This window comes from Bradyrhizobium sp. 26S5, from assembly GCF_036923295.1.
Lineage (GTDB): Bacteria > Pseudomonadota > Alphaproteobacteria > Rhizobiales > Xanthobacteraceae > Bradyrhizobium > Bradyrhizobium septentrionale.
The window spans coordinates 480,092-505,147 of sequence record NZ_CP145948.1; the positions used below are offsets into that span (position 1 = coordinate 480,092).

General features: G+C 64.3%; 18 protein-coding genes and 1 pseudogene. 10 read left to right on the top strand and 9 right to left on the bottom strand.

Annotated elements, in window-relative coordinates; translation table 11 throughout:
- Positions 1-11 precede the first annotated feature (11 nt).
- Both V5279_RS02230 and V5279_RS02235 read right to left on the bottom strand, forming a co-directional pair.
- Positions 12-1,694 carry a phospholipase D-like domain-containing protein gene (locus V5279_RS02230; RefSeq protein ID WP_338694722.1) on the bottom strand — a complete coding sequence of 561 codons (1,683 nt, stop codon included), beginning with the start codon at positions 1,692-1,694 and terminating at the stop codon, positions 12-14.
- A gap of 230 nt (positions 1,695-1,924) precedes the next feature.
- On the bottom strand, positions 1,925-4,192 hold the full coding sequence (locus V5279_RS02235; RefSeq protein WP_166301657.1) for a DUF2235 domain-containing protein: 2,268 nt from the start codon (positions 4,190-4,192) through the stop codon (positions 1,925-1,927).
- A gap of 221 nt (positions 4,193-4,413) precedes the next feature.
- On the opposite strand from V5279_RS02235, the gene V5279_RS02240 reads away from it, so the two are divergent.
- Positions 4,414-4,833, top strand: coding sequence for a hypothetical protein (locus tag V5279_RS02240; RefSeq protein WP_338694725.1), 420 nt, complete (start codon positions 4,414-4,416; stop codon positions 4,831-4,833).
- Positions 4,834-4,879: 46 nt separating this feature from the next.
- Here the strand turns inward: V5279_RS02240 and V5279_RS02245 are convergent.
- Positions 4,880-6,057: pseudogene (locus V5279_RS02245) on the bottom strand (ABC transporter substrate-binding protein).
- Between the two features lie 265 nt (positions 6,058-6,322).
- Between V5279_RS02245 and V5279_RS02255 the strand changes: the two are divergent.
- The gene (locus V5279_RS02255) at positions 6,323-7,207 is read left to right on the top strand and encodes a winged helix-turn-helix domain-containing protein (protein ID WP_338694729.1); all 885 of its coding nucleotides are present in this window, start codon (positions 6,323-6,325) and stop codon (positions 7,205-7,207) included.
- A 19-nt stretch (positions 7,208-7,226) separates the two neighbouring features.
- On the opposite strand, the gene V5279_RS02260 is transcribed toward V5279_RS02255, so the two are convergent.
- A complete protein-coding gene (locus V5279_RS02260) occupies positions 7,227-7,739 on the bottom strand; it encodes a TetR/AcrR family transcriptional regulator (protein WP_338694731.1) in 513 nt (170 codons plus the stop codon).
- 160 nt (positions 7,740-7,899) lie between these two features.
- Here V5279_RS02260 and V5279_RS02265 point away from each other — a divergent pair, with 160 nt between their 5' ends.
- The 3 genes from V5279_RS02265 (at position 7,900) to V5279_RS02275 (ending at position 12,941) form a co-directional block, all read left to right on the top strand.
- The gene (locus V5279_RS02265) at positions 7,900-8,157 is read left to right on the top strand and encodes a hypothetical protein (protein WP_338694733.1); all 258 of its coding nucleotides are present in this window, start codon (positions 7,900-7,902) and stop codon (positions 8,155-8,157) included.
- A gap of 287 nt (positions 8,158-8,444) precedes the next feature.
- Complete coding sequence (locus tag V5279_RS02270; RefSeq protein ID WP_338694736.1) at positions 8,445-11,903, top strand: acyl-[ACP]--phospholipid O-acyltransferase; 3,459 nt, start codon at positions 8,445-8,447, stop codon at positions 11,901-11,903.
- 75 nt (positions 11,904-11,978) lie between these two features.
- Positions 11,979-12,941: an alpha/beta hydrolase gene (locus tag V5279_RS02275; protein ID WP_338694738.1), complete on the top strand. Its 963-nt coding sequence runs from the start codon at positions 11,979-11,981 to the stop codon at positions 12,939-12,941.
- Between the two features lie 200 nt (positions 12,942-13,141).
- Here V5279_RS02275 and V5279_RS02280 read toward each other — a convergent pair whose 3' ends face one another.
- The 5 genes from V5279_RS02280 to rpmB form a co-directional block, all read right to left on the bottom strand.
- Positions 13,142-14,359 (bottom strand): ABC transporter substrate-binding protein, encoded by a 1,218-nt coding sequence (locus tag V5279_RS02280; protein ID WP_338694740.1) that lies wholly within the window; start codon positions 14,357-14,359, stop codon positions 13,142-13,144.
- A gap of 365 nt (positions 14,360-14,724) precedes the next feature.
- Entirely contained in the window at positions 14,725-14,949 is a 225-nt protein-coding gene (locus V5279_RS02285; RefSeq protein ID WP_166301675.1) for a hypothetical protein, read from the bottom strand.
- Positions 14,950-15,256: 307 nt separating this feature from the next.
- Positions 15,257-15,481 (bottom strand): hypothetical protein, encoded by a 225-nt coding sequence (locus V5279_RS02290; protein WP_338694743.1) that lies wholly within the window; start codon positions 15,479-15,481, stop codon positions 15,257-15,259.
- A 960-nt stretch (positions 15,482-16,441) separates the two neighbouring features.
- Positions 16,442-17,182, bottom strand: a complete 741-nt coding sequence (locus tag V5279_RS02295) for a DEAD/DEAH box helicase family protein (RefSeq protein ID WP_338694745.1) — start codon at positions 17,180-17,182, stop codon at positions 16,442-16,444.
- A 180-nt stretch (positions 17,183-17,362) separates the two neighbouring features.
- Entirely contained in the window at positions 17,363-17,671 is a 309-nt protein-coding gene (rpmB, locus tag V5279_RS02300; RefSeq protein ID WP_092120029.1) for a 50S ribosomal protein L28, read from the bottom strand.
- Between the two features lie 366 nt (positions 17,672-18,037).
- Between rpmB and V5279_RS02305 the strand changes: the two genes are divergently transcribed.
- The 5 genes from V5279_RS02305 to V5279_RS02325 all read left to right on the top strand — a co-directional run bounded on the left by V5279_RS02305 (position 18,038) and on the right by V5279_RS02325 (position 25,024).
- Positions 18,038-18,868: a DUF3108 domain-containing protein gene (locus tag V5279_RS02305; RefSeq protein WP_414645992.1), complete on the top strand. Its 831-nt coding sequence runs from the start codon at positions 18,038-18,040 to the stop codon at positions 18,866-18,868.
- Between the two features lie 682 nt (positions 18,869-19,550).
- Positions 19,551-23,099: a helicase-related protein gene (locus V5279_RS02310; protein ID WP_338694754.1), complete on the top strand. Its 3,549-nt coding sequence runs from the start codon at positions 19,551-19,553 to the stop codon at positions 23,097-23,099.
- A gap of 20 nt (positions 23,100-23,119) precedes the next feature.
- A complete protein-coding gene (locus V5279_RS02315) occupies positions 23,120-23,389 on the top strand; it encodes an RNA-binding S4 domain-containing protein (protein WP_338694756.1) in 270 nt (89 codons plus the stop codon).
- Positions 23,390-23,473: 84 nt separating this feature from the next.
- Positions 23,474-23,812 carry a ferredoxin FdxA gene (gene fdxA, locus V5279_RS02320; RefSeq protein ID WP_029079620.1) on the top strand — a complete coding sequence of 113 codons (339 nt, stop codon included), beginning with the start codon at positions 23,474-23,476 and terminating at the stop codon, positions 23,810-23,812.
- Between the two features lie 420 nt (positions 23,813-24,232).
- Positions 24,233-25,024: a CarD family transcriptional regulator gene (locus V5279_RS02325; protein WP_166301690.1), complete on the top strand. Its 792-nt coding sequence runs from the start codon at positions 24,233-24,235 to the stop codon at positions 25,022-25,024.
- Positions 25,025-25,056: the final 32 nt, after the last annotated feature.

Consider the following 25,056-nt stretch of genomic DNA (forward strand, 5'->3'; position numbering starts at 1 on the left):
AGATCAGGCAGTCAGGTCGTGCCGAGCCAGAACCGCGTCTCGGTTTCCGCCCAACCCTTGCCGATGCGGTTGCTCAGCCAGGCATCGCTGCGCTTCAGCCCCTTGTCCTTCTGGCCCTCCGGCGTGTTGCGCCAGGCCTGCCAGCGATACTGACCGTAGATGCTGACGATGCGCGCGGCGTAAGTTAGCGCGAGCTGCGAATCGCCTCTGATGATGACGAGATTGTCGTCGTTTTTGGTGCTGGCGCGGTCAGAGAAATTGTGCGAGCCGGTCATGACCACCGGGTTCTTGCCGGCCGGATCCAGCACGATCACCTTGCTGTGCACGGCGATCATGAATTTTCCGGTGTTCTTGATCTCGTGCTCCCACCAGTCGGCGGTCTTGTCGATGCCGGCGGGCCGGATCACGTCGGCGATCTGCTTGCCCTTGAACACCTGCTGCTGGCCGTCGCCGGCCAGCAGCTGCAGCTGATCCTTCGGGCTGTCCTTACCCTGCGCCGGGAAATTGTTGAGCACGCCGCGGACATAGAGCTTCTTGTCCTGCGCCTTCTCCAGGATCGGGCCGAGCAGGCCCTTGTTGCCGGGATTGAGCATCAGGCACACCGCGCCATGCTCGGTGTCCTCGATCATCTTGGTGGCTTCCTTGAGATCGCCGCTCTTGGTGGTCGGCGTGAACCAGACGCTGACCTTCGACGGGCCGATGGTGAACGGCCATTCCTTATCGCCGGCCACCGCCAGCGCCTTCGGCGACTTGCTGCCGTCGGCGTAGATCAGCTTCCAATGGTCGTAATAGGCCGCGGCGATCTTGTCGTCGGTGATCTCGAGGCCGTTGTTGTTCTGGGTGCACAGTCCGGTACGCGTCCAGTTGGTGCTGCCGGTCCAGACCGCCTTCGGTGTCTGCGCGCCGTCGCAGAACACCGCGAACTTGTTGTGCGCGTAGCGGCTCGGCGCGATCTTGCGGCGGACGATGTCGACGCCGGCTTTCTTCAGCACGCCGGCGTTCTTCTCGGTGTCCTTTGCCGTGGCGTCGGACTTGCCGGTGCTGTTGCCGAGCACGACATGGGCCTTGCCCTTCAGCGCGGTCAGCGCCGCGATCAGTTCGGGATCGTTGAGCTCGTAAAGCGCGAGATAGACGTCGCGCTTGTTCTTCTTGGCATCGGCCAGTAACGCGAGCAGGCGGGCGCCAAGCTGTCCCTTGAGGAAGTCGCGAATCTTGTTGCCCTTGGTCGAGATCGCCTTCTCCAGCGTCTGCGCCGGCTTCTTGTCCTTGCCGATCGCGCGCGACAGCCATTGCGCCGAGATCGTGCCGCGGTTGAACCATGGCTTCAGCGGACCCGACGGCGTGGCGGAGACGTAGTCGGTCCACGTCGACGGCGCGTTGGCCGCAGGCTTTACCTTGGTATCGCCGTCCTTGAGGACGGGCACCACGCCGTAGCGGACCGGCGCATCGGCCGGCGCCAGGAAATCGGTCCAGTTGGTCTTCTGCACCGGCCATTCGGTGCTCGGCCGATGCTCGCCGGACTTGTGGCCCTGCGCCTGATCCTCGAACCCGACCCAGGTGTCGACCACGGTCGCGGTCTTGCCCTGCTGCTGGCGATACAGCGCGAAGCCCAGACAGTTCGGGATCATCGCCGATACTTCCCAGACCACGAAGATGCCGTCTGTGGTTGGAAACGCCTGAATTCGGGAAATCATGGTGATGCCTCCAAATCGCTGGTGAAAATAGCCGGTCGATATGAAACTGGCGCGTCAGCACTCCCCGGGGATCCGTGGTGTCGCGTCGGATCGTTCCAGGCGTCTGGCAGCCCATCTAGCAAAGGGAGCATAGCAGCTGATCTACAACCCGAACTGTCGGCTGGATCACAGATGGATCACGCCGGGCGGCTCCGTGTCGGGTCGCGATCCTGTGGGCGCGGCTCGACCCCCTACAGCAACCGCACCGTGACCTTCGCCTTGCCCTTGTGATCGCCGTAGAACCATTTGTAGACCCAGGGCAGGCCGATGACGGCCTGGTTGACGTAGAGGAAGATCTCGCCGCTGCGATCGGCCGTGAACCGCGCCTTGTAGACCTGCGGATCGGTGTTGGGCGCCGGCGCCGGATCAAGAAAATACTCGTCGACCCCGGTCTGTCCGACCCGTGCGATCAGCCTGAACCACGGCCGGAACAGGACGCGCCGCAGGAAAATCGTGGCGTAACCACGCCAACGTTTTGCGGCCTCGATCGTCGACGTGCGGTATCCGACCGGCGTCACCGCCCGTCCGGCGTCCTCCCACGGCTCCGCCATGGTGATCGCGATCTCGTACTTGAACCCGGTGCGGACCTTGAGGCCGGTCGGCGCACAAATCGCGCTGGTATCGAAGTCGGCTGCGTCCTGCGGGACGCCCTTGTCGACGGCGACAAGCTTGTCGGCCGCGGTGCCCGTGCAGACAGCGCCCATCGAGTCAGCGGCATTGAACAGGAAATGGCTGAGCAGTGTCGCGCTGAACCAGACCAGCAAGGCCGTCAGCAGGAACGGAACGGCGTGTCGCTTCCCGAAGTTGAGGATCCACTGATAGACCGCGCTGGTGCGGAATCGATAGATCGCATTGTGCACGATTCCGGAGAGCGGCGTCGGGTTCGCGCGGTCGCGCCAGATGATCCGCATCCTGTCCCTGATCGCGGCGCTGAGCGAGGTGCCGACGCCCATCAGCAGGAAAACCGCAATGACGCCGCCGGCGAACCATTCCGGGTTGCCGGCATACCAGTCCGTCCACCAGTGAAACGAATCGGGCAGGAACGATTGGACGAAGCGCACCAGCTCCGAAATCATCCTGAACCAGGAGCTGAATTCGTGCTCCTTGTGCTGGTTGTGGAACAGCCAGAACGCGGCCAGATGCAACGACGCCGCCAGCGTGGCAAAGTAGGCGATCCGGCGCATCCAGACATAATTCCATAGCTTCTCCTGCGCCGCATAACGCGCCGGTGCGCTCGCCGGCGTCTCGAACGTCGTCTCGCCCAGCGGCGTGATCTGGCCGCTTCGCGAGACAATGACGTAGTTTGGCGGAAGTCCGATCGGGGCATAGGCATTGGCGCCGCTGTCGATCCGCTCGAACACGCTTTCGTGGATCTTCGGCGTCGGCACGCTGACACGGGCATAACGATCGTTGCAGAGCTCGGCGACCTTGCGAGGTCCATACCGGTAGTAGGAGCCGAGGCCCGCGCGCGAATCATAGAGGCGGCCGTCCTTGTCCTCGGACGATCTGATCGACTTGATCGCATCAGGATCGGCAGTCGGCGCGCTCTTGAACACCAGGCCACGCTTGACGGCTTCGTCGACCAGCCATGCCAGCGGCACGAACGCGACGGCATCGTCGGGATAACCGCCGCCGACATTGGCATGCATGCCGACGAACCAGACTTGGACGAGGCGTTCGCCATCGATGGTCGCGGGCACGGCCGGGACCGGTTGTCCCGGCTCCTGCTCGGTCCAGAGCACCGGATGGAATGTCGTGCGCTCATCGTCGAGGGCCAGCGCATGTCGCGCCCACTTGACCCGCGGGCTGAGAATGCGGTTCGGCAGCTCGAGCGGCCACACCCAGTTGGAGATGCCGCGGGTCATCTCGTCGATCGGCAGCCCATAGGCCGCGACGGTGTCCCAGATGCCGATGAATTCGATCGCGGCGACCTGCTTCCGGGCAATCTCTGTATAAGACTTGTGGCCTCGGAGGCGATCCCACACCGGCACAAGGATGTAATCGCGCAGCGCGCGGAACAGCACCTCGATGCGCCATATCGAATGGTAGCCCTCGGCGCGGTACGCCCGATAGGCCTTCACCGCGCCGTCGTGCAGCTCGGATTCGGTGTCCGCGACGATCAGGCCCCGATCGAGGATGAGTGCGGCAAGCGTGCGCACGGTGAATGCGCCACGGCTGAATCCGAACAGGTAGATCTTCGAATCGTTCTCGTGGTCGTAGTTTCGGCAGATGAACTTGTAGGCATCGAGGATATTGCGCTTGAGGCCGTAACCGAAGGCGCCGCCGAGCAGCGCAAGCGGGACGAACGACGACGTGCCGACGCCGTCATCATACTTGGCGGCCTGGCTGTTGCCCTGCAGATCGAGCGACTGGAAGATCCGCCAGACATTGGTTCGCCAGACGCTGGAGGCGGCGTTGCCGGTGCCATCGGACAGAATGATGATCTTGGGGCTCGGCATTGAAAGATGCTCGCTGAAAAGAATGAAGCGGATCGCGCAAGGTAGTAGTAGCGGATTCGATTGCTACTTTGGATCGATGTTTAGTCATTCCGTGCCACGATAGATGTGAACTGGCGCACAATAGCGTCGCGTGGTCGCAGCCATGTGAGCGGCGGCGGCTTTCGCGATGCTGCGAAAAGGCCTAGCCTGCCAGCGGTGCAATTCATTGATGAGGCACAGCCATGCGCAGCCGCGTCAGAAAGTTTGCCCATATCCTGGAGCGCTTCGGCCTTGCTTTGGCGGGAGCCGCGAGCGGTCTGTTCGTCGCCATCCATGTCGGCTCGAGCGTGTCGGCGCTGACCTCGCAGGCCTTCCTGCTGCTCATGATGCTGGGCGGCGCGATCGGCTTCTATGTCGGCATCGATACGCCGCCAAAGCTCTTCCATCCGAAGGACACGACCTCGACGCGCAAGATTGACGCGGCGGAGCTGCTCAGCGCGGTCGGCACCTTCCTCGCGACGATGGTTGCGTTCTTCTCGGTCGGCGTCGTCGTGCTGCGCAGCGAGCCGGACATCGCCTGGACCGCGACCATCATGGCGGGCTGGGTGCTCGGCGTCGCCATGCAGATCGTCGCCGGCACGATCGCGCGCACCCGGGTCTGAGGCGTCGAAGAGACGCCGCGCCGGAAGGGTTGCCGCTCCGTCCCAGTTACCTGTTCGCGACCTTGGTGGGATCCTTGATCGCCTGGAAGGTTTCCTGCTCGACGCTGTAGAGCTCGCTTCCGATCTTCTCGACCTTGCGAATGTAGATGTTGTGGACGACTTCGCGGGTCTTCGGATCGATCGACATCGGGCCGCGCGGGCTTTCCCCGGCCATGCCCTTCATGGCCTCGACCAGCGCGTCGCCGTTGGTCTTGCCGCTGGTCACCTGCAGCGCCTGGTAGATCAGATGCATGCCGTCATAGGCGCTGACGCTGATGAAGTTCGGGCGGACATTGGCGTTGGCCTTGCGGAACGCGGCGACATAGTCGCGGTTCAGGTCCGACGGATGATAGGCGGAGTAGAACCCCGCCGTGATCGTGCCGATCATGGCATCGCTCATCCCCGGCAGGTCCTCGTCGTCGGCGATGTCGCCGGGGCCGATCAGCTTGATCCCGCTCTTGTCGAGCCCGCGCTCGACAAACTGTTTGGCCAGGATGCCGGCCTGGCTTGTCGGAACGAAAATGAACAGGGTGTCGGGATTGCCGTCCCGCGCGCGCTGCAGGAACGGTGCGAAGTCGGGATTGGCCAGCGGCACTTTCAACGCCTCGACGATCGATCCGCCTGCCGCGATGAAGCTCGCCGAAAATACGCCGGCGGCTTCATGCCCGGGTGCCCAGTCGGATGCGATGATGGTGGCCCGCTTCGATCCGCTTTTCGCCGCCCAGCCTGCCAGGACGCTGGCCTGCTGCGCATGGGTCCAGCTGGTGCGCACGAAGTAGGGCGACCGATCGGTCACGATCGACGTGCCCGAGACCATGACGACGGTTGCGGTCTTGCTCTCATTGACCAGCGGTGCGAGCGCCAGCACGCTCGGCGTCAGCCCGCCACCGAGGATCGCGACCTTGTCGTTGACGATCAGTTCCTGCGCAATGCGCTTGGCATTGTCGGCACGCTCGCGTCGTCCCGGACGATCAGTTCGATCTTGCGGCCGGCGACCGTGTCGCCGTGTTGCGCCATGTAGAGCCTTGCCCCGGCGACCGCCTGTTTGCCGACCGGCCCCAGAACGCCGGTCAACGGCATCACCAGGCCGACCTTCACGACCTCCTGCGCCTGGGCGTTTCCCGATTGCGCCGCCGCGAGCGCAACAATCCCCCCGACCAATGCGGCCAACGGTGCCCTCGACATGGTCAACCTCCCGCGTGCCTGGAAATGATGCCGGGCCGGTCCGCCACTATCGTCCACGCCACGGGGAAGTCCTGATGAAGAAGTGACAGAACGACGATTTTCCTGCTAAATTTCCCGGATTGGTGCCGTCTGTGGGCATGGAGTGACCTCTATGAACCCGGCGACTGATTCCGTATTGATATTTGATGCCTTTGAGCTGGACTTCGCCCGCGGCGTCGCGCGCGCGGATGGCGTCGAACTTGATCTCAGGCCGAAGTCGTTCGCGGTGCTCGGCTGTCTCGCCAGAAATGCCGGGCGGCTGGTCTCCAAGCGGGATCTGCACGAGGCGGTGTGGGGCCACGTCGCGGTTTCAGACGATTCGCTGGTCCAATGCATCCGCGAGCTGCGCCTGAAACTGCGGGATGACGACCACCGCATCATCAAGACGGTATCGCGCCGGGGTTATCGCCTCGATGCTAAGCCGATTTCGGCATCGCACGAACACGCACCGCGGGATGCCGCGGGCGCGACATCCGCTCCGCGCGCCGTTGCAGGACGCTTGCCCGTGTTTCCCCGATGGTTGCTTGTCGCCGGCCTGTCGGCGATCGCCTTCGCAGCGCTCGCATTCGTGCCGCCGATCGCAAACGGGATGCGGCATCCCCTGGCGGAATTGGCGAACTGGTTCGCGCCGCAGGATCACGGCATTGTGCCAGATCAGGATGCCGAGCGGATCACTGCGCTGGCGGTCGAGAAGCAGTTGCCGCTTCCGGCCTTTCGCGTTCACGCGCCGGCAAACGACGTGCCGGACAGTGTCCGCCGCTTTCTCGGCGTGTGGGTGAGCGACGAAGGATGGATCAACTCGCACCGCCAGTTCATGATGATCGTCACGAGCGTCGATCGGGATGGTGTCGCGACCGGGTATCTCGTGAATGGACCGGCCATGCCGCACAGCCGTACACCCGGACCTGGCTTTTCCGGCGGCTTCACCGGGCATGTCCTTGACGACACCTTGCGATACGACGGCAATGCGGGACTGCATTCGGCCTCCATCACCGCGGACGGACGGATCGAGTTCAAGCTGATCTTCCGGGAGGGCGGCACCGGAGTGGTATTTCTTGAGCCGCTCTGGACGCTCGGCCGCTCAGGGCGCGTCGCACGCAATCAAACATGATCGCGGCACGCGAGCCTGACTACGGCCTGCGGGTTACGCCCAATCCAGCAAGATGCGTGTCGACGAATTGCGCGAGCCGCTCGCGCAGCCGCTCCGGCGGCACCGCGACCATGCGCTCCTCGAGGCCCAGCGAGATGATGCCGTGGACCGCGGAGAACATCATCCGCGACAGCAGCGCAACGTCGTCGGGATCGCGATCGGGCAGCAGCCGCAGCAGCGGCGCGTGCATCAGCACGAACGCGTCCATCACCATCGCGAGGATATCTTCAGGAAATGGCCGGTCGTCCTCCATCCGGTGCTCGAACAGCGAGCGCAGCAGATTGGCGTGCTCGGTCGCGAAGCCGAGATATGCGTCGGCGAGCCCGTGCAGCTGGTGCAGCGGATCGTCGGCTGGAATCGCCTTTAGCCGTGTAGTCAGGCCCTCGACGGTCTCCCGGTTCACCGTCAGGATCAGGCCGTCGAAGTCGCCGAACTCGTTATAGACGCTGCCGATGGAGCAGCCGGCGGCCTCGGCGACGTCGCGAACCTTCAATGATCTCAATCCTTTAGTGGCAATCGACCGGCGTGCGATCTCGATCAGCAGGGTCCGCCGCTGAAGTTTTTTTCGATCCCGTCGCGATTCTTCTTGAACAATGTTCATTTTCGTACTACTAATTTGAGCGTTGCTCAAGCTGGCTAAGGAGGCCACTCACATGCAGACCCTAGCACTTCAATTGACCAGCACCCTTGTCGATGACGCGATCGAGCTCGTGAAGGGCTTTGGCCGCGCCATCCTCTCCCCGGCGATGGAGCCGATCGAGCGGATCGCCCGTGCCTGCGACGTCGCAGGTGTCCTGGAGCAGCGGCGCGCGGACCGGCGCGCGCCGCGCCGGGCGGCCTCGGGCGGCCGCGGGTGCAAGCCGCGCCACTGCCGGTGGTCGCCGTTCCGCGGGTTGAGTGAACTGACCTGAACCGTACCGGCGGCAATTGTCGCCGAAACCTCAACAAAGCGCTCACCATGTCCCCCGCGAACCCGCCTCGGCGCCGAGCAACCCCAGGTCTGGATAAGGTCTCGTACATCTCTGGCGGGCAATGTCCCGGTATTCCGGCGCCGGCGGATGTGCGCCGGTTCGAACCGATACGTTGCGGAAAAGACTAAAGGCTGCGGCATCTCCGTCATTTCACCACGCTCACCATTCTCTGCCACGCGAACTCGCAGACCTGCCAGCGCCTCGCGCGCTAACCCAAGGAAACGGTCATGATCAAGGAATTGATGTCGTCCCGCCGCTTCGCGCCGCTGTTCTGGTCGCAGTTCTGCTCGGCGTTGAACGACAATGTGCTGAAGAACGCCCTGGTCATCATGCTGCTCTATGGCGTCGCCAACGAGCAGGGGCCGGCGCTGGTTCAGCTCGCGGGTGCGGTCTTCATCGCGCCGTTCTTTGTGCTGTCGGCGCTCGGCGGCGAGCTCGCCGACCGCTACGTCAAATCCGTCGTCGCCCGCCGGCTGAAGTTCTTCGAGATTTTCGCCGCGGCGTTCGCCGCAGCCGGCTTCTTCACCCATTCGATCCCGCTGCTGTTCATCGCGCTGGCGCTGTTCGGCATCGTCGCTGCGCTGTTCGGTCCGGTGAAGTATGCGGTGCTGCCCGACCAGCTCTCGGTTTCCGAGCTTGCAACCGGCAATGCGCTGGTCGAGGGCGCAACCTTCATGGCGATCCTGATCGGCACCATTGCCGGCGGCATGTTCGTCGCCGGCGCCAGCCATATGGGCTGGATCTGCGCCGCCGTGGTCGGCCTCTCCGTGCTGTCCTGGGCGTTCGCGTCGCGCATCCCCCTGACGCAGCCCTCCGCGCCCGATTTGCTGATCACCAAGAATCCCTGGACCTCGACCGTGCGCCTGCTGAAGTCGCTCTACGCCGAACCGCGGCTGTGGGACGGCATGGTGATCGTGTCCTGGTTCTGGATGGTCGGCGCGATCGTGCTGTCGCTGCTGCCTGCGCTGATCAAGGAAGGCGTCGGCGGCACCGAGGGCGTGGTCACGCTGTGCCTCGCCGTGTTCGCGATCGGCATCGCCGCCGGCTCGCTGTTCGCGGCGCAGCTGAGCCATGTTCGCCCGAATCTCGCGCTGGTGCCGATCGGCGCCATCGTGATGGGCGTGATCGGCCTCGACCTCGCCTGGGCGATCGCAACCACGTCGCTCGGCAAAGAGGTCACCGCGGCTGCGTTTGCAAGCTCGTTCGGCGGCTTCCGCATGCTGGCCGACTTCTTCCTGTTCGCCTTCGGCGGCGGCCTGTTCGTGGTGCCGTCGTTTGCCGCGGTGCAGGCCTGGACCGCACCGTCCGAACGCGCCCGCATCATCGCCGCCGGCAACATTTTGCAGGCCGGCTTCATGGTCGCCGGCGCGGTGTTCGTCGGCGCGCTGCAGGCCACGGGGCTTGCGATCGCCTGGATCTTCTTCGGTCTTGCCATCGCGAGCTTCGGCACCGTCTGGTTCGTGCTGAGCAAGTGGGGCAAGGAGGGCGTGCGCGATTTCGGCGCGCTGCTGTTCCGTGCGCTGTTCCGGGTCGAGGTGCGCGGCATGGAGAACCTGCCGCCCGAGGGCACGCGCATGCTGATCGCGCCCAACCATGTCAGCCTGGTCGACGGCCCGCTGCTGCACGCCACGCTGCCGATCGATGCGAGCTTCGCGGTCGACACCGGCATCTCCAAGGCGTGGTGGGCCAAGCCGTTCCTGAAGATGATCAAGCACTACACGATGGATCCATCCAAGCCGCTGGCCGCGCGCGACCTGATCAAGCTGGTGGCCGCCGGCGAGCCGGTCGTGATTTTCCCGGAAGGGCGTATCACGGTCTCCGGTTCGCTGATGAAGGTCTATGACGGCACCGCGATGATCGCCGACAAGGCCGATGCAGTCGTCGTCCCGGTCCGCATCGAGGGCGCACAGCGTTCGCATCTCAGCTATCTGAAGAACGGCGAGATCAAGCGCTCCTGGTTCCCCAAGGTGACGATCTCGATCCTGCCGCCGGTGAAGCTGCCGGTCGACCAGTCGCTGCGCGGCAAGGCGCGCCGCAATGCCGCCGGTGCCGCGCTGCAGGACGTCATGATCGACGCCATGGTCAAGAACGCGATGCTCGACCAGACGCTGTTCGAGGGCCTCGGCCACGCCTATCGCGACCGCGATACCGGTAAGCCGATCATCGAGGACGCGCTCGGCACCAAGCTGACCTATCGCAAGCTGATCCTCGGCGCGCAGGTGTTGAGCCGCAAGCTCGAGCAGGACACCGCGGTCGGTGAGAATGTCGGCGTGCTGCTGCCGAATTCGGCCGGCGTCGCCGTCGTGTTCATGGCGCTGCAGGCCATCGGCCGCGTGCCGGCGATGCTCAACTTCTCGGCCGGGCCGGTCAACGTGCTGGCCGCGATGAAGGCGGCGCAGGTCAAGACCGTGCTGACCTCGAAGGCCTTCATCGAGAAGGGCAAGCTCGACAAGCTGATCGCGGCGATCGAAGGCCAGACGCGCGTCGTCTATCTCGAGGATGTCAGGGCCGGCATCGGCCTCGCCGACAAGATCGCGGGCTTCCGCGCCGGCATCGCGCCGCGCGTCGCCCGCAACGCCAACGATCCCGCGGTCATCCTGTTCACCTCGGGCTCGGAAGGCACGCCCAAGGGCGTCGTGCTGTCCCACCGCAACATCCTCGCCAACGCGGCGCAGGCGCTGGCGCGGGTCGATGCCAATGCCAATGACAAGGTGTTCAACGTCCTGCCGGTGTTCCACTCGTTTGGCCTGACCGGCGGCATGATGATGCCGCTGCTCGGCGGCATCCCGATCTTCATGTATCCGTCGCCGCTGCATTACCGGATCGTGCCCGAGCTGATCTACCAGACCGGCGCGACCATCCTGTTCGGCACCGACACATTCCTCACCGGCTACGCCCGCTCGGCGCATGCCTATGACTTCCGCACGCTGCGGCTCGTCATCGCCGGTGCAGAAGCGGTGAAGGAGCGCACGCGGCAGATCTACATGGAGCGCTACGGCATCCGCATCCTCGAGGGTTACGGCGTCACCGAGACCGCGCCGGTGCTGGCGATGAACACGCCGATGGCGAACCGCCAGGGCACCGTCGGCCGCATCTCGCCGCTGATGCAGTATCGTCTCGATCCGGTCCCGGGCATCGAGGAAGGCGGACGGCTGTCGGTGAAGGGCCCGAACGTGATGATCGGCTACCTCCGCGCCGAAAATCCCGGCGTGCTCGAGCCGCTGCCCGAAGGCTGGCACGACACCGGCGACATCGTCACGGTCGACGCGCAGGGTTTTATCGCGATCAAGGGCCGCGCCAAGCGCTTCGCCAAGATCGCAGGCGAGATGGTCTCGCTGTCCGCGGTGGAGACCATGGCGACCGCGCTGTGGCCGCAGGCGATGTCGGTTGCGGTCACGCTTCCCGATCAGCGCAAGGGCGAACGCATCGTGCTGCTCACCACGCAGAAGGATGCCGACCGCGCCGCGATGCAGCGCCAGGCCAAGAGCGTCGGCGCCTCCGAGCTCGCGGTGCCCGCCGACATCCGCGTCGTCGACAAGGTGCCGCTGCTCGGCACCGGCAAGACCGACTATGTCGGCGCCACCGCGCTGGCCAAGGAACTGGCCGCTGCGCCCGCCGCGCAGGCCGAGCCCGCCGGCGACGAGGGCGAGGCTGCGCCGGAGCAGCTCGCGCAACACGTGGCATGACGGTTGGCATGATGGTTGTGCTTTTCGGGAGCATGTTGTCAGATAGACGGCAACTGCTCCCGAGAAAGCACGATCATGCCGCTTCTGCTCGATCCCGTCATTGAGAAGATCATTCCGCTGCTGCCGTTGCGCGATCCTACGGTCATGACGCCGCAGAGCGCGCGCGACTCGCTGCGCGCGCTGGCCGAGGCGCGCAAGGCGGTGCCGCCGCCGCCGGTCGATGTCGCGCGGGATATCGAGGTGCGGGGCGCCGCGGGGAAGCTCGCCGCGCGGCTCTATCGGAGCGGCAGCGGGCGGGCGCCGACCGTGACCTTCTTCCACGGCGGCGGCTGGGTCGCCGGCGATCTCGAGACCCATGACCGCCAGGCCCGCAACCTCGTGATCGAGACCGGCGCGGTGGTGATCTCGGTCGATTACCGCCGTCCGCCGGAAACGCGCTTCCCCGGCGCGTTCGAGGATGCGTTCGCCGCGATCCGCGACGTCGTCGCGCGCATCGCTGACTTCGGGGGCGACCTCTCCCGCGTCGGCGTCGCCGGCGATTCCGCGGGCGGCAATCTTGCCGCCACCACGGCGCTCGCCTGCCGCGACGCCGGGATCAGGCTCGCCGGGCAGCTGCTGGTCTATCCCGTCACTGATGTGGTCGGCGGTTTTGCCGACGCAGCCGAGAACGCCAGATTTCCGTCGCGCGCCGAGAATGCCGAGGGCTACTTCCTGTCGCGCGCGGTGATGCAGTGGTTTTGCGGGCATTATCTCGCCGACCCGGCACAGGGCGCCGACTGGCGCGTCTCGCCGCTGCGCGCGAAGTCTCTCGCCGGTGTCGCGCCGGCCGTTGTCACCACCGCCTGGTTCGACCCGCTGCGCGACGAGGGCCATGCCTATGCGCGGGCGTTGCAGGCGGCCGGCGTGCCGGTGACGTATCACGCCGGCGAGGGCCTGATTCACGGCTATTTTGGCCTCGGCGATGCCTCGGAGGCCGCGCGGGCGGAGGCGCAGCGCGCGCGGGCGGATTTTCGGGCGTTGCTGGAGCGGGGAGTCTAACCTCCCGTCGTTCCGGCGGCCTAACAACCTCCGTGTCGTCCCGGCGAAGGCCGGGACCCATAGCCACCGCAGCTTGTTGTGGGAGCAGGCTGCGGCCACAGCGTCGCGCCACACCATCCAGTCGGGGTAATGGGTCCCGGCCTGCGCCGGGACGACGGTGTGGATGGTTTCGCGCTCTACAATTTCCGCCTCACTCCCCCTCAATCATTCCCGATCGTGTCCCCGAACAGCTGCCACGTTTCCCCGTTGAACTTCTGCAGCCGCATCGCCTCGACCGGGAAATAGTCGGTCGGCGAGGTCTTCACCTTGATGCCGGGCAGGAACATCGGCAGCGCGATGTCGAGGTTGGCGGCCTGCTTCATGATGTTCTCATGGGTGAGGTCGTCGCCGCATTGCTTCAACACCTGCACCGTCGCCTCCGCCACTACATAGCCGTAGACGATCAGCTGGTCCTGCAGATTGCCTTCGGGGAAGTAGTTCTTCATGAAGCTCTGCCAGGCGATGACATCCTTATCGTCTTTCCACTGCGGATCGTTGGGATCCTTCAGCGAGTAGGACGAGATGATGTCCTTGGAATAGTCGAAGCCGGCCGGCTTCAGCACCGAGGACACCGAGGTCGAGGTCGCCGCGAGGAAGAACAGGTCCGGCTTCCAGCCGATCTCGCCGATCTTCTTGATCGCCTGCGCCGCCTGCTTGGGGATCGCGTGCATGAACAGCACGTTGGCGCCGGACGATTTCAGCTTCACGATCTGGCTGTCGACCGTCGGATCGGTCGATTCATAGGTCGTTTCCGCCACCACCATCTTCGCGGTGTTCTCCGCGCCCAAGCCCTTTTTGAAGCCGTTGCCGTAATCCTTGCCGGCGTCGTCGTTCTGGTAGAACAGCGCGATCTTGGCGTCCGGCTTGTTGGTCAGCACATATTTGGCGTAGACCGCGGTCTCGGCCTGGTACGACGGCTGGAAGCCGATCGACCACGGATAATGCGCGTAATCGCCCCACAGCGTGGCGCCGGCGCCGACGAACAGCTGCGGGACTTTCTTGTCGTTGAGATATTTGCGCACGGCCAGGCCGGTCGGCGTGCCCAGCGGATTGAGGATCGCGGCGACCTCTTCTTGCTCGACCAGCTTGCGGGTCTGCTCCACCGTCTTCGGCGGCGAGTAGCCGTCGTCGAGCGTGATCAGGGTGATCTTGCGCCCGTTCACGCCGCCCTGGTCGTTGATCATCTTGAAGTAGGCCGCCTGCACCTTCGCGATCACGCTGTAGGCCGACGCCGCGCCGGAGAATGGCGAGGTCTGCCCGAGCTTGATCTCGGTGTCGCTGGCACCCGCGCCATACTTCTTCTCGGCGGCGTGCGCCTGTGTCGCGAGCGCAAGCGCGGCCAGAGCCGTGATGGCCTTGCAAATGGCCTTCGATGTCATCGTGAGCCTCCCTGTGGCGTTCTTATTGTTCTCGGGGGAGAGCTTACGTGAGGCCGCAACCGTTGGGCTTGTGGCGAGACGCCGGGGCAGGGATGCGAAAATGCGGCGGGGCGCGATGGTCGGCTGGAAAACTCAGCCAATGTGCGGTGGTTTGCCGCAAAGTGGAATGACTATCAAAATCTCTCCCCGCGTGCCGGGCGCTTCTTACCTCGCCCCGCTTGCGGGGAGAGGTCGGATCGCATGGAGCGTAGCGCAATGCGATCCGGGTGAGGGGGTACAGGTACGTTCGCGAGTGTCGCTGGTGGAGAGAGGCCCCTCACCCCAACCCTCTCCCCGCAAGAGCGGGGCGAGGGAGAACTTCTAGCTCAACGATACCGCACGCTGCCGGTCGTGATCGGATCGGTCGGCAGCACGGTGGCGCCGGCGCGGCTGGCGGCGGCGGAGGTGATCATGCCGGGTTCGCCCTTCAGCACATTGCGGGGCGGGTGGAATTCGAGGACGACGAGGGCGGCGGTGGCCAGCACCGCCACGGCGGCGGTTGCGAGCGCAGGCACCAGTCTTCCGCGCGTATCGACTGCGCGAACTTGCATTGATCAATTCCTTGTACTGAGTCGTTCTTTGGACGTGATGTAAGTACGGCCTGGCTTGTTCCCAAGAGTGCGGCGCACATGCCTCACAATCAGTTGTGCCGGTCGTGATGTCCTTCACGGTTTTCAAACCCGCGCGGCGTGGCCGCGTCGAATCGCAATCGTGTCGGACGGCTTGTTTGCACACTAACACTTGGAAGAGATCGTGGCGTTTTGCATGCGCCTCATGCGCTCGTGATGATGCGAATGAGTTTGTGATTAATCCGCCTTCGCCAAGGCTTCGGCGTGACAAGCCGCTTTTTGCCGTGATTTATAGGCTTTCTTTGTCGGTTAACGTCGGCGCGTTAAGGCTTTCTTCACGCGCACTCCAAGCATCAGAATGGATTCGCGTGATGACACCGCTGTCATTGGCAACAGCTGTCAGCGGACGTTTCTCAGCCATTGGCAGCGCCGTCATTGCGAGGCTTGTCGCGCCGTCTTGTCCGCCGAAGCCTTTGGGCGAAGGCGGAAGTTTTGGCGAGGCAGCGCGATCCATCTCTTCTCACTCGATGCGATGGATGATTCTACTCCACGTCCAATCACACAAAGAAGAATCCACTCACGCGCAGCCACGGATGCGCGCCGTTCGGATCGATTCACCTGTCAAACAGCAGGAGGGGGTGAGCGCACGCAGCCTCGCGGCCGGATCGGCCCGAGCTTTGCGGCAGTGTGACCCTCGCTTCGATAGCAGAGGGTGCAGGGAACGCCGGGTGCCAGCACGCACCCATGGGTCCCGAGCAACAAAAAGCTCGGGAGGTAGGACCACAGGTACGGCCGGGCGATCCCGGCGTTCCCCGCGCGGATGGGTTACGGCTTATACGTGCTCTCCCCGGCGAGACTGGGCTTGCTTGTCACCGCCTCCGCAGAACGCTTGCGCGTTTCGCGAGGGGACACCGGCCGCTAGGGCGTCAGGACCACACGCTTTCACCGTCCGCAGATAGGCGCGCTCGTCAAGCGCACCCACAGCGTCCACCGCATCCCGCACCCAACGTCCGTGACGATCGCGATACGCCCCTCTCAGAGGAGGCGGGACGCGCTGTTTGTAGTGCTGAGTTGGGGTGCCGGGGAAGAGGAATATTTTCTCTGCGAGGACTGGACAGGGTGTGTCGACTTGAAAAGGCTGGTGAAATTCGAGTTTTGGCGCACGCCTTGGGACAGACGCTTAGGCTCCGCCAGTGCGGATTTTCCTAGACAGGTTTAGAAAATGACAAGATTACCTCCCGCCGCATGCGCCCATCGAGCGACTCTTGGCCGTTCCCAACGGATGGAGGAGGGAGGTAGCGACGGTTGGCTGGCAGGAGCCTAACGCGTCTTGTTTCATTTTTTAGACCTGCTCTTTCTGCGACCGCAGATACAATCTTTGCGTTTGGAATGAACGTCCCGCGAACCGTATTTTCTCCTACTACATAAATGGCTCGGCCGCCTGGCTTGAGAACGCGTGCTGCCTCTGCAACGGCTAGGCGCATGTCCTCGATGTAATGAGCAAGTACGGCCTCATGTCTCGGGGATAACGGGAAGAACACGTCCTGACCAGTGTATGCTCCGTGAGGGGAAAGTTGACCCACTTTTCGTTGTCGTTGTCGAAGGTGTTGTTCAAGTCAAGTCTGGCGGGAGTGGCTGTCACACCGATATAAACTCCGTCATGACTGATAAGCTGTTTGATGAGCGCGTTGATCCGCGTGACGTCGCCCTTGTTAATGAGAGCGTTCGGTGTCGCGAAGTCGGCTTCGTCGTCGACTACGACCTTCTCGCGCACGCGTTCTAGTTTTTGATTCAGCTTCGCGAGATCGCTAGCATTCTTCTTGCAGAAGATGACATGGAATCCCGTCGCGAAAGAGTACTCGGGATCAATGACGTCGGAGAAGTTACGCGCGGCTGGCGACAAATTTGATCGCTGAAATCGATCAAGATTCTGCTGGAGCAGCTGAACGCTGTCGTTCAACAAGTGAATGATAACTCGGCTTCCATCGTCGAGTAATTTTGCGGTAAGGCAGATCATCATTTCCGTCTTCCCGCTTTGTGGCTCGCCGTAGATCACGAACGAGCTCGTGCCCGCACGCAAAGTCTCGCAGGCGCTGGAAACCGCAGCTTCCACGCAAGATGTCTGTTTGTTGAGTTTCTTTAGGCGATTGAGTTGACCCAGGTAGCGTTCGCGCTGGGCCGCGATCCCCCTCAGCTCTTCGACATTGACTGCCAACAGTTACCCCTTCCCTATCGCAGTTGAGTGTTCTCGTTCCTGCGATCATAGCGGGTGGTTTGTCGGCGGCATAGGGTTCGCCTACTTCTCCGATGGTCGAATTGTCTCAAAACAAAAACGGCCGGGTCATCCGACCCGGCCGTTCAAAACTCTCTCCGCGCTTTCGCGCTTGTGGCTAGCTCAGCTCGCCTTCTTCACGAACACCGGCTTGCCGACCTTCTTCTCGATCGCGCGCTTGAGATCCAGTGCGCGGGGCGACAGCACCTCGGCCTTGGCCTTGATGAGATAGGCATCGAGGCCGCCATTGTGGTCGACGCTCTTCAGCGCATTGGTCGAGACGCGCAGGCGCACGTTGCGGCCGAGCGCATCCGAGATGAAGGTCACGTTGGCCAGGTTCGGCAGGAAGCGCCGCTTGGTCTTGATGTTCGAGTGGCTCACCTTGTGGCCCGTCTGGGGGCCCTTGGCCGTCAGTTCGCAGCGCCGGGACATTACCAAAATCCTTATTGCATCCCCGCCTCTGGCGGCGCGTGCGATCACGCGGCCCGCGCGGGGGTTTTGAATTCGCGTCCATTTTCCAGGAACCGCGGGTGTATAGGGGCAGATCGCCCAAGCGTCAAGATTATATCGCCGCATGGGCGCAGCGGGAAATGGCGGTTCATAAGCCGTTCCAGCCACTTACCGGCGGATATAGCAACCATATAAAGGGCGTATTCGGCTGCAAGTCTTGGTTCCATAAGAGATGCGCGTGTTGTCCGGCCGATGTGACATGCTGATGTGACTTGGCGAAATTGGACAACGAACCGCGCGCCGATAGCAGGACCGTCAGGTACGTAAGTGACCACCACGATTGCCCTTTTGCCCCCGCTCGGCCGGCTCATCGGCCTGTGCGCTGGTGCCCTCCTGCTGTTTTGCGCCGAGCGCGCCAGCGCGCAGGGGCGGCTTGACGCCAAGTATGAGGCGACCCTGGCCGGTATCCCGGTCGGCAAGGGCGCCTGGACCATTGAAATCGGCGACGACAGCTTCTCGGCCTCGGCCCAGGGCGGCACCGCGGGCCTTCTGAAGGCGTTTTCCGGCGGCAGCGGCTCGGGCGCCTCGCAGGGCCGCGTCGTCAACGGCTCGCTGGTCGCCAGCTCCTACACCGCGACCACCACCACCGCGAAGAAATCCGAGACGATCCGGATGGTGCTGGCGAACGGCGCCATCAAGGACTCCACCATCGAGCCGGAGCCGCCTGTCGATGCCGACCGCCTGCCGGTGTCGGATGCGCAGAAGAAGGGCGTGTTCGATCCGATGACCGGCTCGTTCCTGCGCGCGCCCGGCAATGCCGAACTGATGAGCCCGGATGTCTGCCGCACCGGCGCCGGCGTGTTCGACGGCCGCATGCGCTACGACCTCAAGCTCGATTTCAAGCGGGTCGAGATCGTCAAGGCCGAGCGCGGCTATCATGGCCCGGCGCTGGTCTGCGCGCTCTATTTCGTGCCGGTCTCGGGCTACATCCCGGATCGGCCCGTGATCAAATACCTCGCCGCCCAGCGCAACATCGAGATCGCCTTCGTGCCGATCGCGGGCACCCGCCTTTTGGTGCCGTTCCGCATGACGATCCCGACCCCGCTCGGCCAGGCCATGCTGGAAGCCACCTCGTTCGTCACCACCGCCGCGCCGCCGCGCGTGGCGAAGACGCAGTAGGGGATCTGATCGCGGCCACGCTGACCGACCGTCACCCTGAGGAGCGCGCTCTTGCGCGCGTCTCGAAGGGTCGACGGCCACCAGCGGGGCCGTGCATCCTTCGAGACGCGCTTCGCGCTCCTCAGGATGACGGGTCAGGGAGAGGTGACCGGTCCAGAGAATGCAACAAACGTCACCGGAATCCAGTTGACTCTTGCCTGCTTCTGATTCGACTCGGCCCCCTCTGGAATTTAAGGAATTCAGTCCGCATATCCTGTGCTTGTGGAGCCCTCTCAAACTTGATCTAGTGCCGCCGCCGTCAGGTCCACCCGAGATGTTGCGGTGAACGTTTCAGGTCTGGAATGGAGTCACCGATTCGGGCGCGATTCGTTCCGGAGTCGTTCCGAAGCTTAAGCCAGGCGCAGAAAGCGTCGCATTGTGAGACAGATTTTGCGAAACACGCTGCCAATGCGAAACATGCAGCCAGACCGTCACCCTGAGGAGGCCGCGCAGCGGCCGTCTCGAAGGGCGACAGCCCCGCTCGGCCCGCGAGAGGAAAGTCCGATCAAAACGCGCGGATAAATTTGGGCCGTGCATCCTTCGAGACGCGCTGACGCGCTCCTCACAGCGACAAAGGCGGGGCCTTTGCGCGGGGATGACGGGTTAGGGATCTCGCCAACAATTCAAGAAACACCTGCAAAATATGGCTTTCTCAACTTCGTTCGGAAATGACCGCGTGCCCGGCGCAGGCGTCACCGCGGTGCTTGGCCCGACCAACACCGGCAAGACGCATCTTGCGATCGAGCGCATGCTTGCGCATTCGTCGGGGCTGATCGGGCTGCCGCTGCGGCTGCTCGCGCGCGAGGTCTACAACAAGATCGCGGATCGCGCCGGCGTCGACAATGTCGCGCTGATCACCGGCGAAGAGAAGATCAAGCCGAAGGCGCCGCGCTTCTGGGTCTCGACCGTGGAAGCGATGCCGCGCGATCTCGACGTGTCGTTCCTTGCGGTCGACGAGATCCAGATCGCAGCCGATCTCGAGCGCGGGCATGTGTTCACCGATCGCATGCTCAATCGCCGCGGTCGCGACGAGACGCTGCTGCTTGGCGCTGCGACGATGCGCCCGATCATCGAGCGGCTGTTGCCGGGCGCTTCGATGGTCACGCGGCCGCGATTGTCGCAGCTCGAATTCGCCGGCGACCGCAAGATCACGCGGCAGCCGAGAAGAACAGCAATTGTCGCGTTCTCCGCGGATGAGGTCTACGCGATCGCCGAACTGATCCGCCGTCAGCATGGCGGCGCGGCTGTGGTGCTGGGCTCGCTGTCGCCGCGCACGCGCAATGCGCAGGTCGAGATGTTCCAGAACGGCGATGTCGATTATCTCGTCGCCACCGATGCCGTCGGCATGGGGCTCAATCTCGACGTCGATCACGTCGCCTTCGCCTCCGACCGCAAATATGACGGCTATCAGTTCCGCCGCCTGACGCCGGCCGAATTCGCCCAGATCGCGGGCCGCGCCGGCCGCGCCACGCGCAACGGCACGTTTGGTACGACGGGACGCTGCGCGCCGTTCGAGCCGGAGCTCGTCAACGCGCTGCAGAACCACACCTTCGACAGCGTCAAGATGTTGCAATGGCGCAACGCGAAGCTCGATTTCGCCTCGCTCGGCGCGCTGCAGGTGTCGCTGGCGCAGGCGCCCAATCATGAGGCACTGACGCGGGCCCCGATCGCCGAGGACCAGCGCGTGCTCGACCATGTCGCGCGCGACGCCGAGGTGCGCGAATTCGCGCATGGGGCTAAGGCGGTGGAGCGGCTGTGGGAGGCCTGCCAGGTTCCGGACTATCGAAAGCTGTCGCCGGCCGCCCATGCCGAACTCGTGACCACCCTGTATGGCTTCCTGATGCAAAAGGGTCGTATCCCTGACGCATGGTTTGCCGCCCAGGTCGACCAGGCCAACCGGACCGACGGCGATATCGACACGCTATCGGGCCGGATCGCGCAGATCCGGACCTGGACCTTTGTGGCCAATCGGCCGGACTGGCTGTATGACCCGGAGCACTGGCAGGGGATCACGCGCGATCTCGAAAATAAATTATCCGATGCGCTGCATGAACGGCTCACGGAGCGTTTCGTTGACAGGCGGACCAGTGTATTGATGCGCCGCCTGCGGGAGAACTCAGTTTTGAATACGGAAATTGGCAAGACCGGCGAAGTGATCGTGGAAGGTCATGTGATCGGCCGGCTCGATGGTTTCACCTTTGCACCTGATGCGGCCGAGGCCGGCAGCGACGCCAAGGCGCTGCAAGCCGCCGCCCAGCAGGTGCTGGCGCGCGAGATCGATGCACGCGCCGAGAAACTGGGTGCGGCGCCCGACGAGCAGTTCGTGCTGACCTCCGACGGCACCATCCGCTGGACCGGCGATGCGGTGGCCAAGCTGGTCGCCGCCGAGGACGCGCTGCATCCGCGCCTGCGCATCATCTCCGACGAGCGGCTGACCGGCGCCTCGCGCGAAGCCGTGCAGACCAGGCTCGACCTCTGGCTCAAAACGCATATCGAAAAACTGCTCGGGCCGCTGTTCGAACTCTCCAAGGCCGAGGATATCCAGGGCATCGCCCGCGGCATTGCCTTCCAGCTGGTCGAGGCGCTCGGCGTGCTCGAGCGCAGCAAGATCGCGGCCGAGATGAAGGATCTCGACCAGCCCTCGCGCGCAGCGCTGCGCAAATACGGCGTGCGGTTCGGCGCCTATCACATCTACTTCCCGCAGCTTTTGAAGCCCGCGGCGCGCTCGCTGGCCTCGCTGCTATGGGCCGAGAAGCAGAACAATGTCGACATGGCGGCGCTGTCGAACGTGCAGCATCTGGCATCCAGCGGCCGCACCTCGTTCCCGGTCGACAAGCAGCTCGCCCGCGATGCCTATCGTGTGCTCGGCTATCGCCAGTGCGGCGAGCGCGCGGTGCGCGTCGACATCCTGGAGCGGCTCGCCGATCTGATCCGACCGGCGCTGGCCTGGCGCGAGACCTCGCCGGGCGAGAAGCCCACAGGCGCCTTCGACGGCCGCGGCTTTGTCGTCACGCAGGCGATGACTTCGCTGACCGGTTCTGCCGGCGAGGACTTTGCCTCGATCCTGCGCGCCCTCGGCTACCGCATGGACCGCCGTCCGCCGCTGCCGCCGAAGGCGGTTGAGGTGGCACCCGTCGAGACCACCGAGACGGCCGCCGCCGAGACGCCGCCGGTCGAGGCTGGTGCTGACGCCGCCGCGGATGCGCCGGTCGACGCCGCCGCTGAGGTCACGGCCGATGCAGTGGAGGCTACCGCTGCGCCCGAGGCCGAAGCGCCTGAGGCCGAAGCTGCTGTCGATCAGCCGGTGTCCGGCGATCCCGCGCCGTCGGCCGCGCTGCTGCCCGATGTCGGCTTTGCCGAGGTGGTTTCCAGCGAGGCGACGCCGGTCGTCGTCGAGACCCACCAGGATGCCGCAGCGGAGCGTGCCGCTCCGGTCGACGCGCCCGCCGCGGCCGAAGAACCCGCTCCTGAAGCGCCCGCCGCTGAAGTCGCAGCCGCGCCCGCCGTGGAAGCCGCTGCGGAGACGCCTGAGGCTGCCACTGAGGCGCCCGCGGAGACCGCGAGCGCCGACGCTGACACCGCCGAGGCCGCTCCCGCAGCCGCGGAAACGCCGGCCGAGCCGCAATTGGTCGAAGTCTGGCGTCCCGGCGGCCGCTCCGATGGAGAACGCCGGCCGCATCATCGCGGTCACGATCGCAACCGCGGCCGTCATCAGAACAAGCCCGCCGAAGGCGCGCAGGCCGCCGAAGGCGGCGGCGAGGGAGGCGAGAAGCGCGAGCAGCATCGCCGTCCGCGCCGGCATCACGATTTCCGCGCGCCGCGTCCGGGCGCGGCACCCGCTGACGGCGCTGCGGCAGCCCCCGCCGCGCCGGCCGATGGCGCGCAGGCCCGCGACACCAGAGAGGACAAGGGCCAGCGCCGCGAGCGGTTCGAGGGCAAGGGACGCGATCGCGACAATGAGCGGCGCGGCGAGAAATTCGGCGGCGGCCGCAAGGGCGGCGATCGTGATCGCGGCGGCCGCGATTTCGGCCGCGACAAGGGCGGGCGCGACAAGCGCGAGGGCGGGCCGTCGCATCGGCCCTATGCCTCGAGCGCGAGCACGCCGCGTGAGCGCGACCGGCCGATCGATCCGAACTCGCCCTTCGCCAAGCTCGCTGCACTGAAGGAGCAGCTCGCCGGCCGGAAGGAATAGCCCAACTTTTGGTCTAGCTCTTGGATCGACAGCGCCTCGACAAATGGCTGTGGCATGCGCGGGTGGTGAAGGCCCGCGCCAGCGCGGCTGAACTCGTCGCATCAGGGCATGTCCGCATCAACGGCACGCGCGAGAAATCGCCGGGCCATGCGGTGAAGCTAGGCGATGTCGTCACCGTCGCGCTCGACAACAGCGTCCGTGTGCTGAAAGTGATCGGCTTTGCCGAACGGCGCGGCGACGCCGCGTCCGCGCGCCTGCTTTGCGAGGATTTGCAAGGAGGCAAGGAATAGCTATTTAGGGCCAGCAATTCCTTGCGGCTGCGGTATTCCTGCGCTACGCAACCCCGGAAAAAGTGGATCGTTTCGGAGTTTTGGATGACCTACGTCGTCACTGAAGCCTGCATCAAGTGCAAATATACCGACTGCGTCGAGGTCTGCCCCGTCGATTGCTTCTACGAGGGCGAGAACATGCTGGTCATCCATCCGGACGAATGCATCGATTGCGGCGTGTGCGAGCCGGAATGCCCGGCTGACGCCATCAAGCCGGACACCGAGCCGGGGCTGGAAAAGTGGCTTGAGGTCAACCGGGACTACGCCAAGAGCTGGCCGAACATCACCCAGAAGAAGGACTCGCCCGAGGACGCCAAGGAGTGGGAAGGCAAGGAAGGCAAGTTCGAGAAATATTTTTCTGCGAATCCGGGCAGCGGCGACTGAGTTCGCCTGTCACCCTCGGGACTACCCCGATAAGGGCGGGCTTGGACCGCCGCGGCCCTCCGTCCGACCGCCGATTTAACCCTAATGACGGACATATGACCTGAGGGTCCCCTGTTATGCCCGGAATCGGGCGTAAATCATTGATTTTTGCGGAAAATGTGCTATATCTGGCACATTACAGGCCAAGAACCCCTGCCATGCGTACCTTGTGGCTTCGAGGTTCCCGCAAACATCGAACAGGGGCGCGGCAGTTTCCGCGCGCAGGCTGTGTCACAGAAAACGCGTAAAAAGAGTGCTTCAAAGACGACGAAAAAAGCCGCTGTCGTTGCCCGCAGCGCAACCAAGGGCCGTGCCAAGGCGCCCGTGAAGGGGGCCAAGAAGGCGGCGGCTGCAAAGTCCTCAAAGAACAAAAGAAGCGTGATGCCAGAAAAGACTGCCAAGACTGCCGCGAAAGCGGCAGCTGCGAAGCCCGCTGCTGCGAAGGCCGCCCCCAAGACTGTTGCTGCTGCGCCGAAGCCGGCCGCCCCGAAGGCTGCCGTCCCCGCCGCTGCTCCGAAGGTTGCCGCCAAGCCGGCCGCTGCGCCGCCCCCGGCAGAGAAGAAGGTCGTGACCCAGCGTCAGGGCTTCAAGGCCAATGAATTCGTGGTTTATCCCGCTCACGGCGTCGGCCAGATCCTGGCGATCGAGGAGCAGGAGATCGCGGGCGCCAAGCTTGAGCTGTTCGTGATCAATTTCATGAAGGACAAGATGACGCTGCGCGTTCCGACGGCGAAGGTCGCCAATGTCGGCATGCGCAAGCTGTCGGAGCCGGCGCTGGTCAAGAAGGCGCTGGAGACGCTGAAGGGCCGCGCCCGCGTCAAGCGCACCATGTGGTCGCGCCGCGCCCAGGAATACGAAGCGAAGATCAACTCGGGCGATATCGTCGCGATCGCCGAGGTGGTCCGCGACCTCTATCGTTCGGAATCGCAGCCCGAGCAGTCCTACTCCGAACGCCAGCTCTATGAAGCGGCGCTCGACCGCCTGTCGCGCGAAATCGCGGTCGTGCAGCACTCGACCGAGACCGAGGCGATCAAGGAGATCGAAGGCCAGCTCGCCAAGAGCCCGCGCCGCGGTGCCAAGGCCGAAGCCGAGGGTGAAGGCGAGGGCGATGCCGACGGTGAGGATCTCGACAGCGATGGCGACGATACCAGCGTCGCCGACGAAGCTGCCTAAGCAGCGCTGCAAGGTTTCAGATGAAAAGCCCG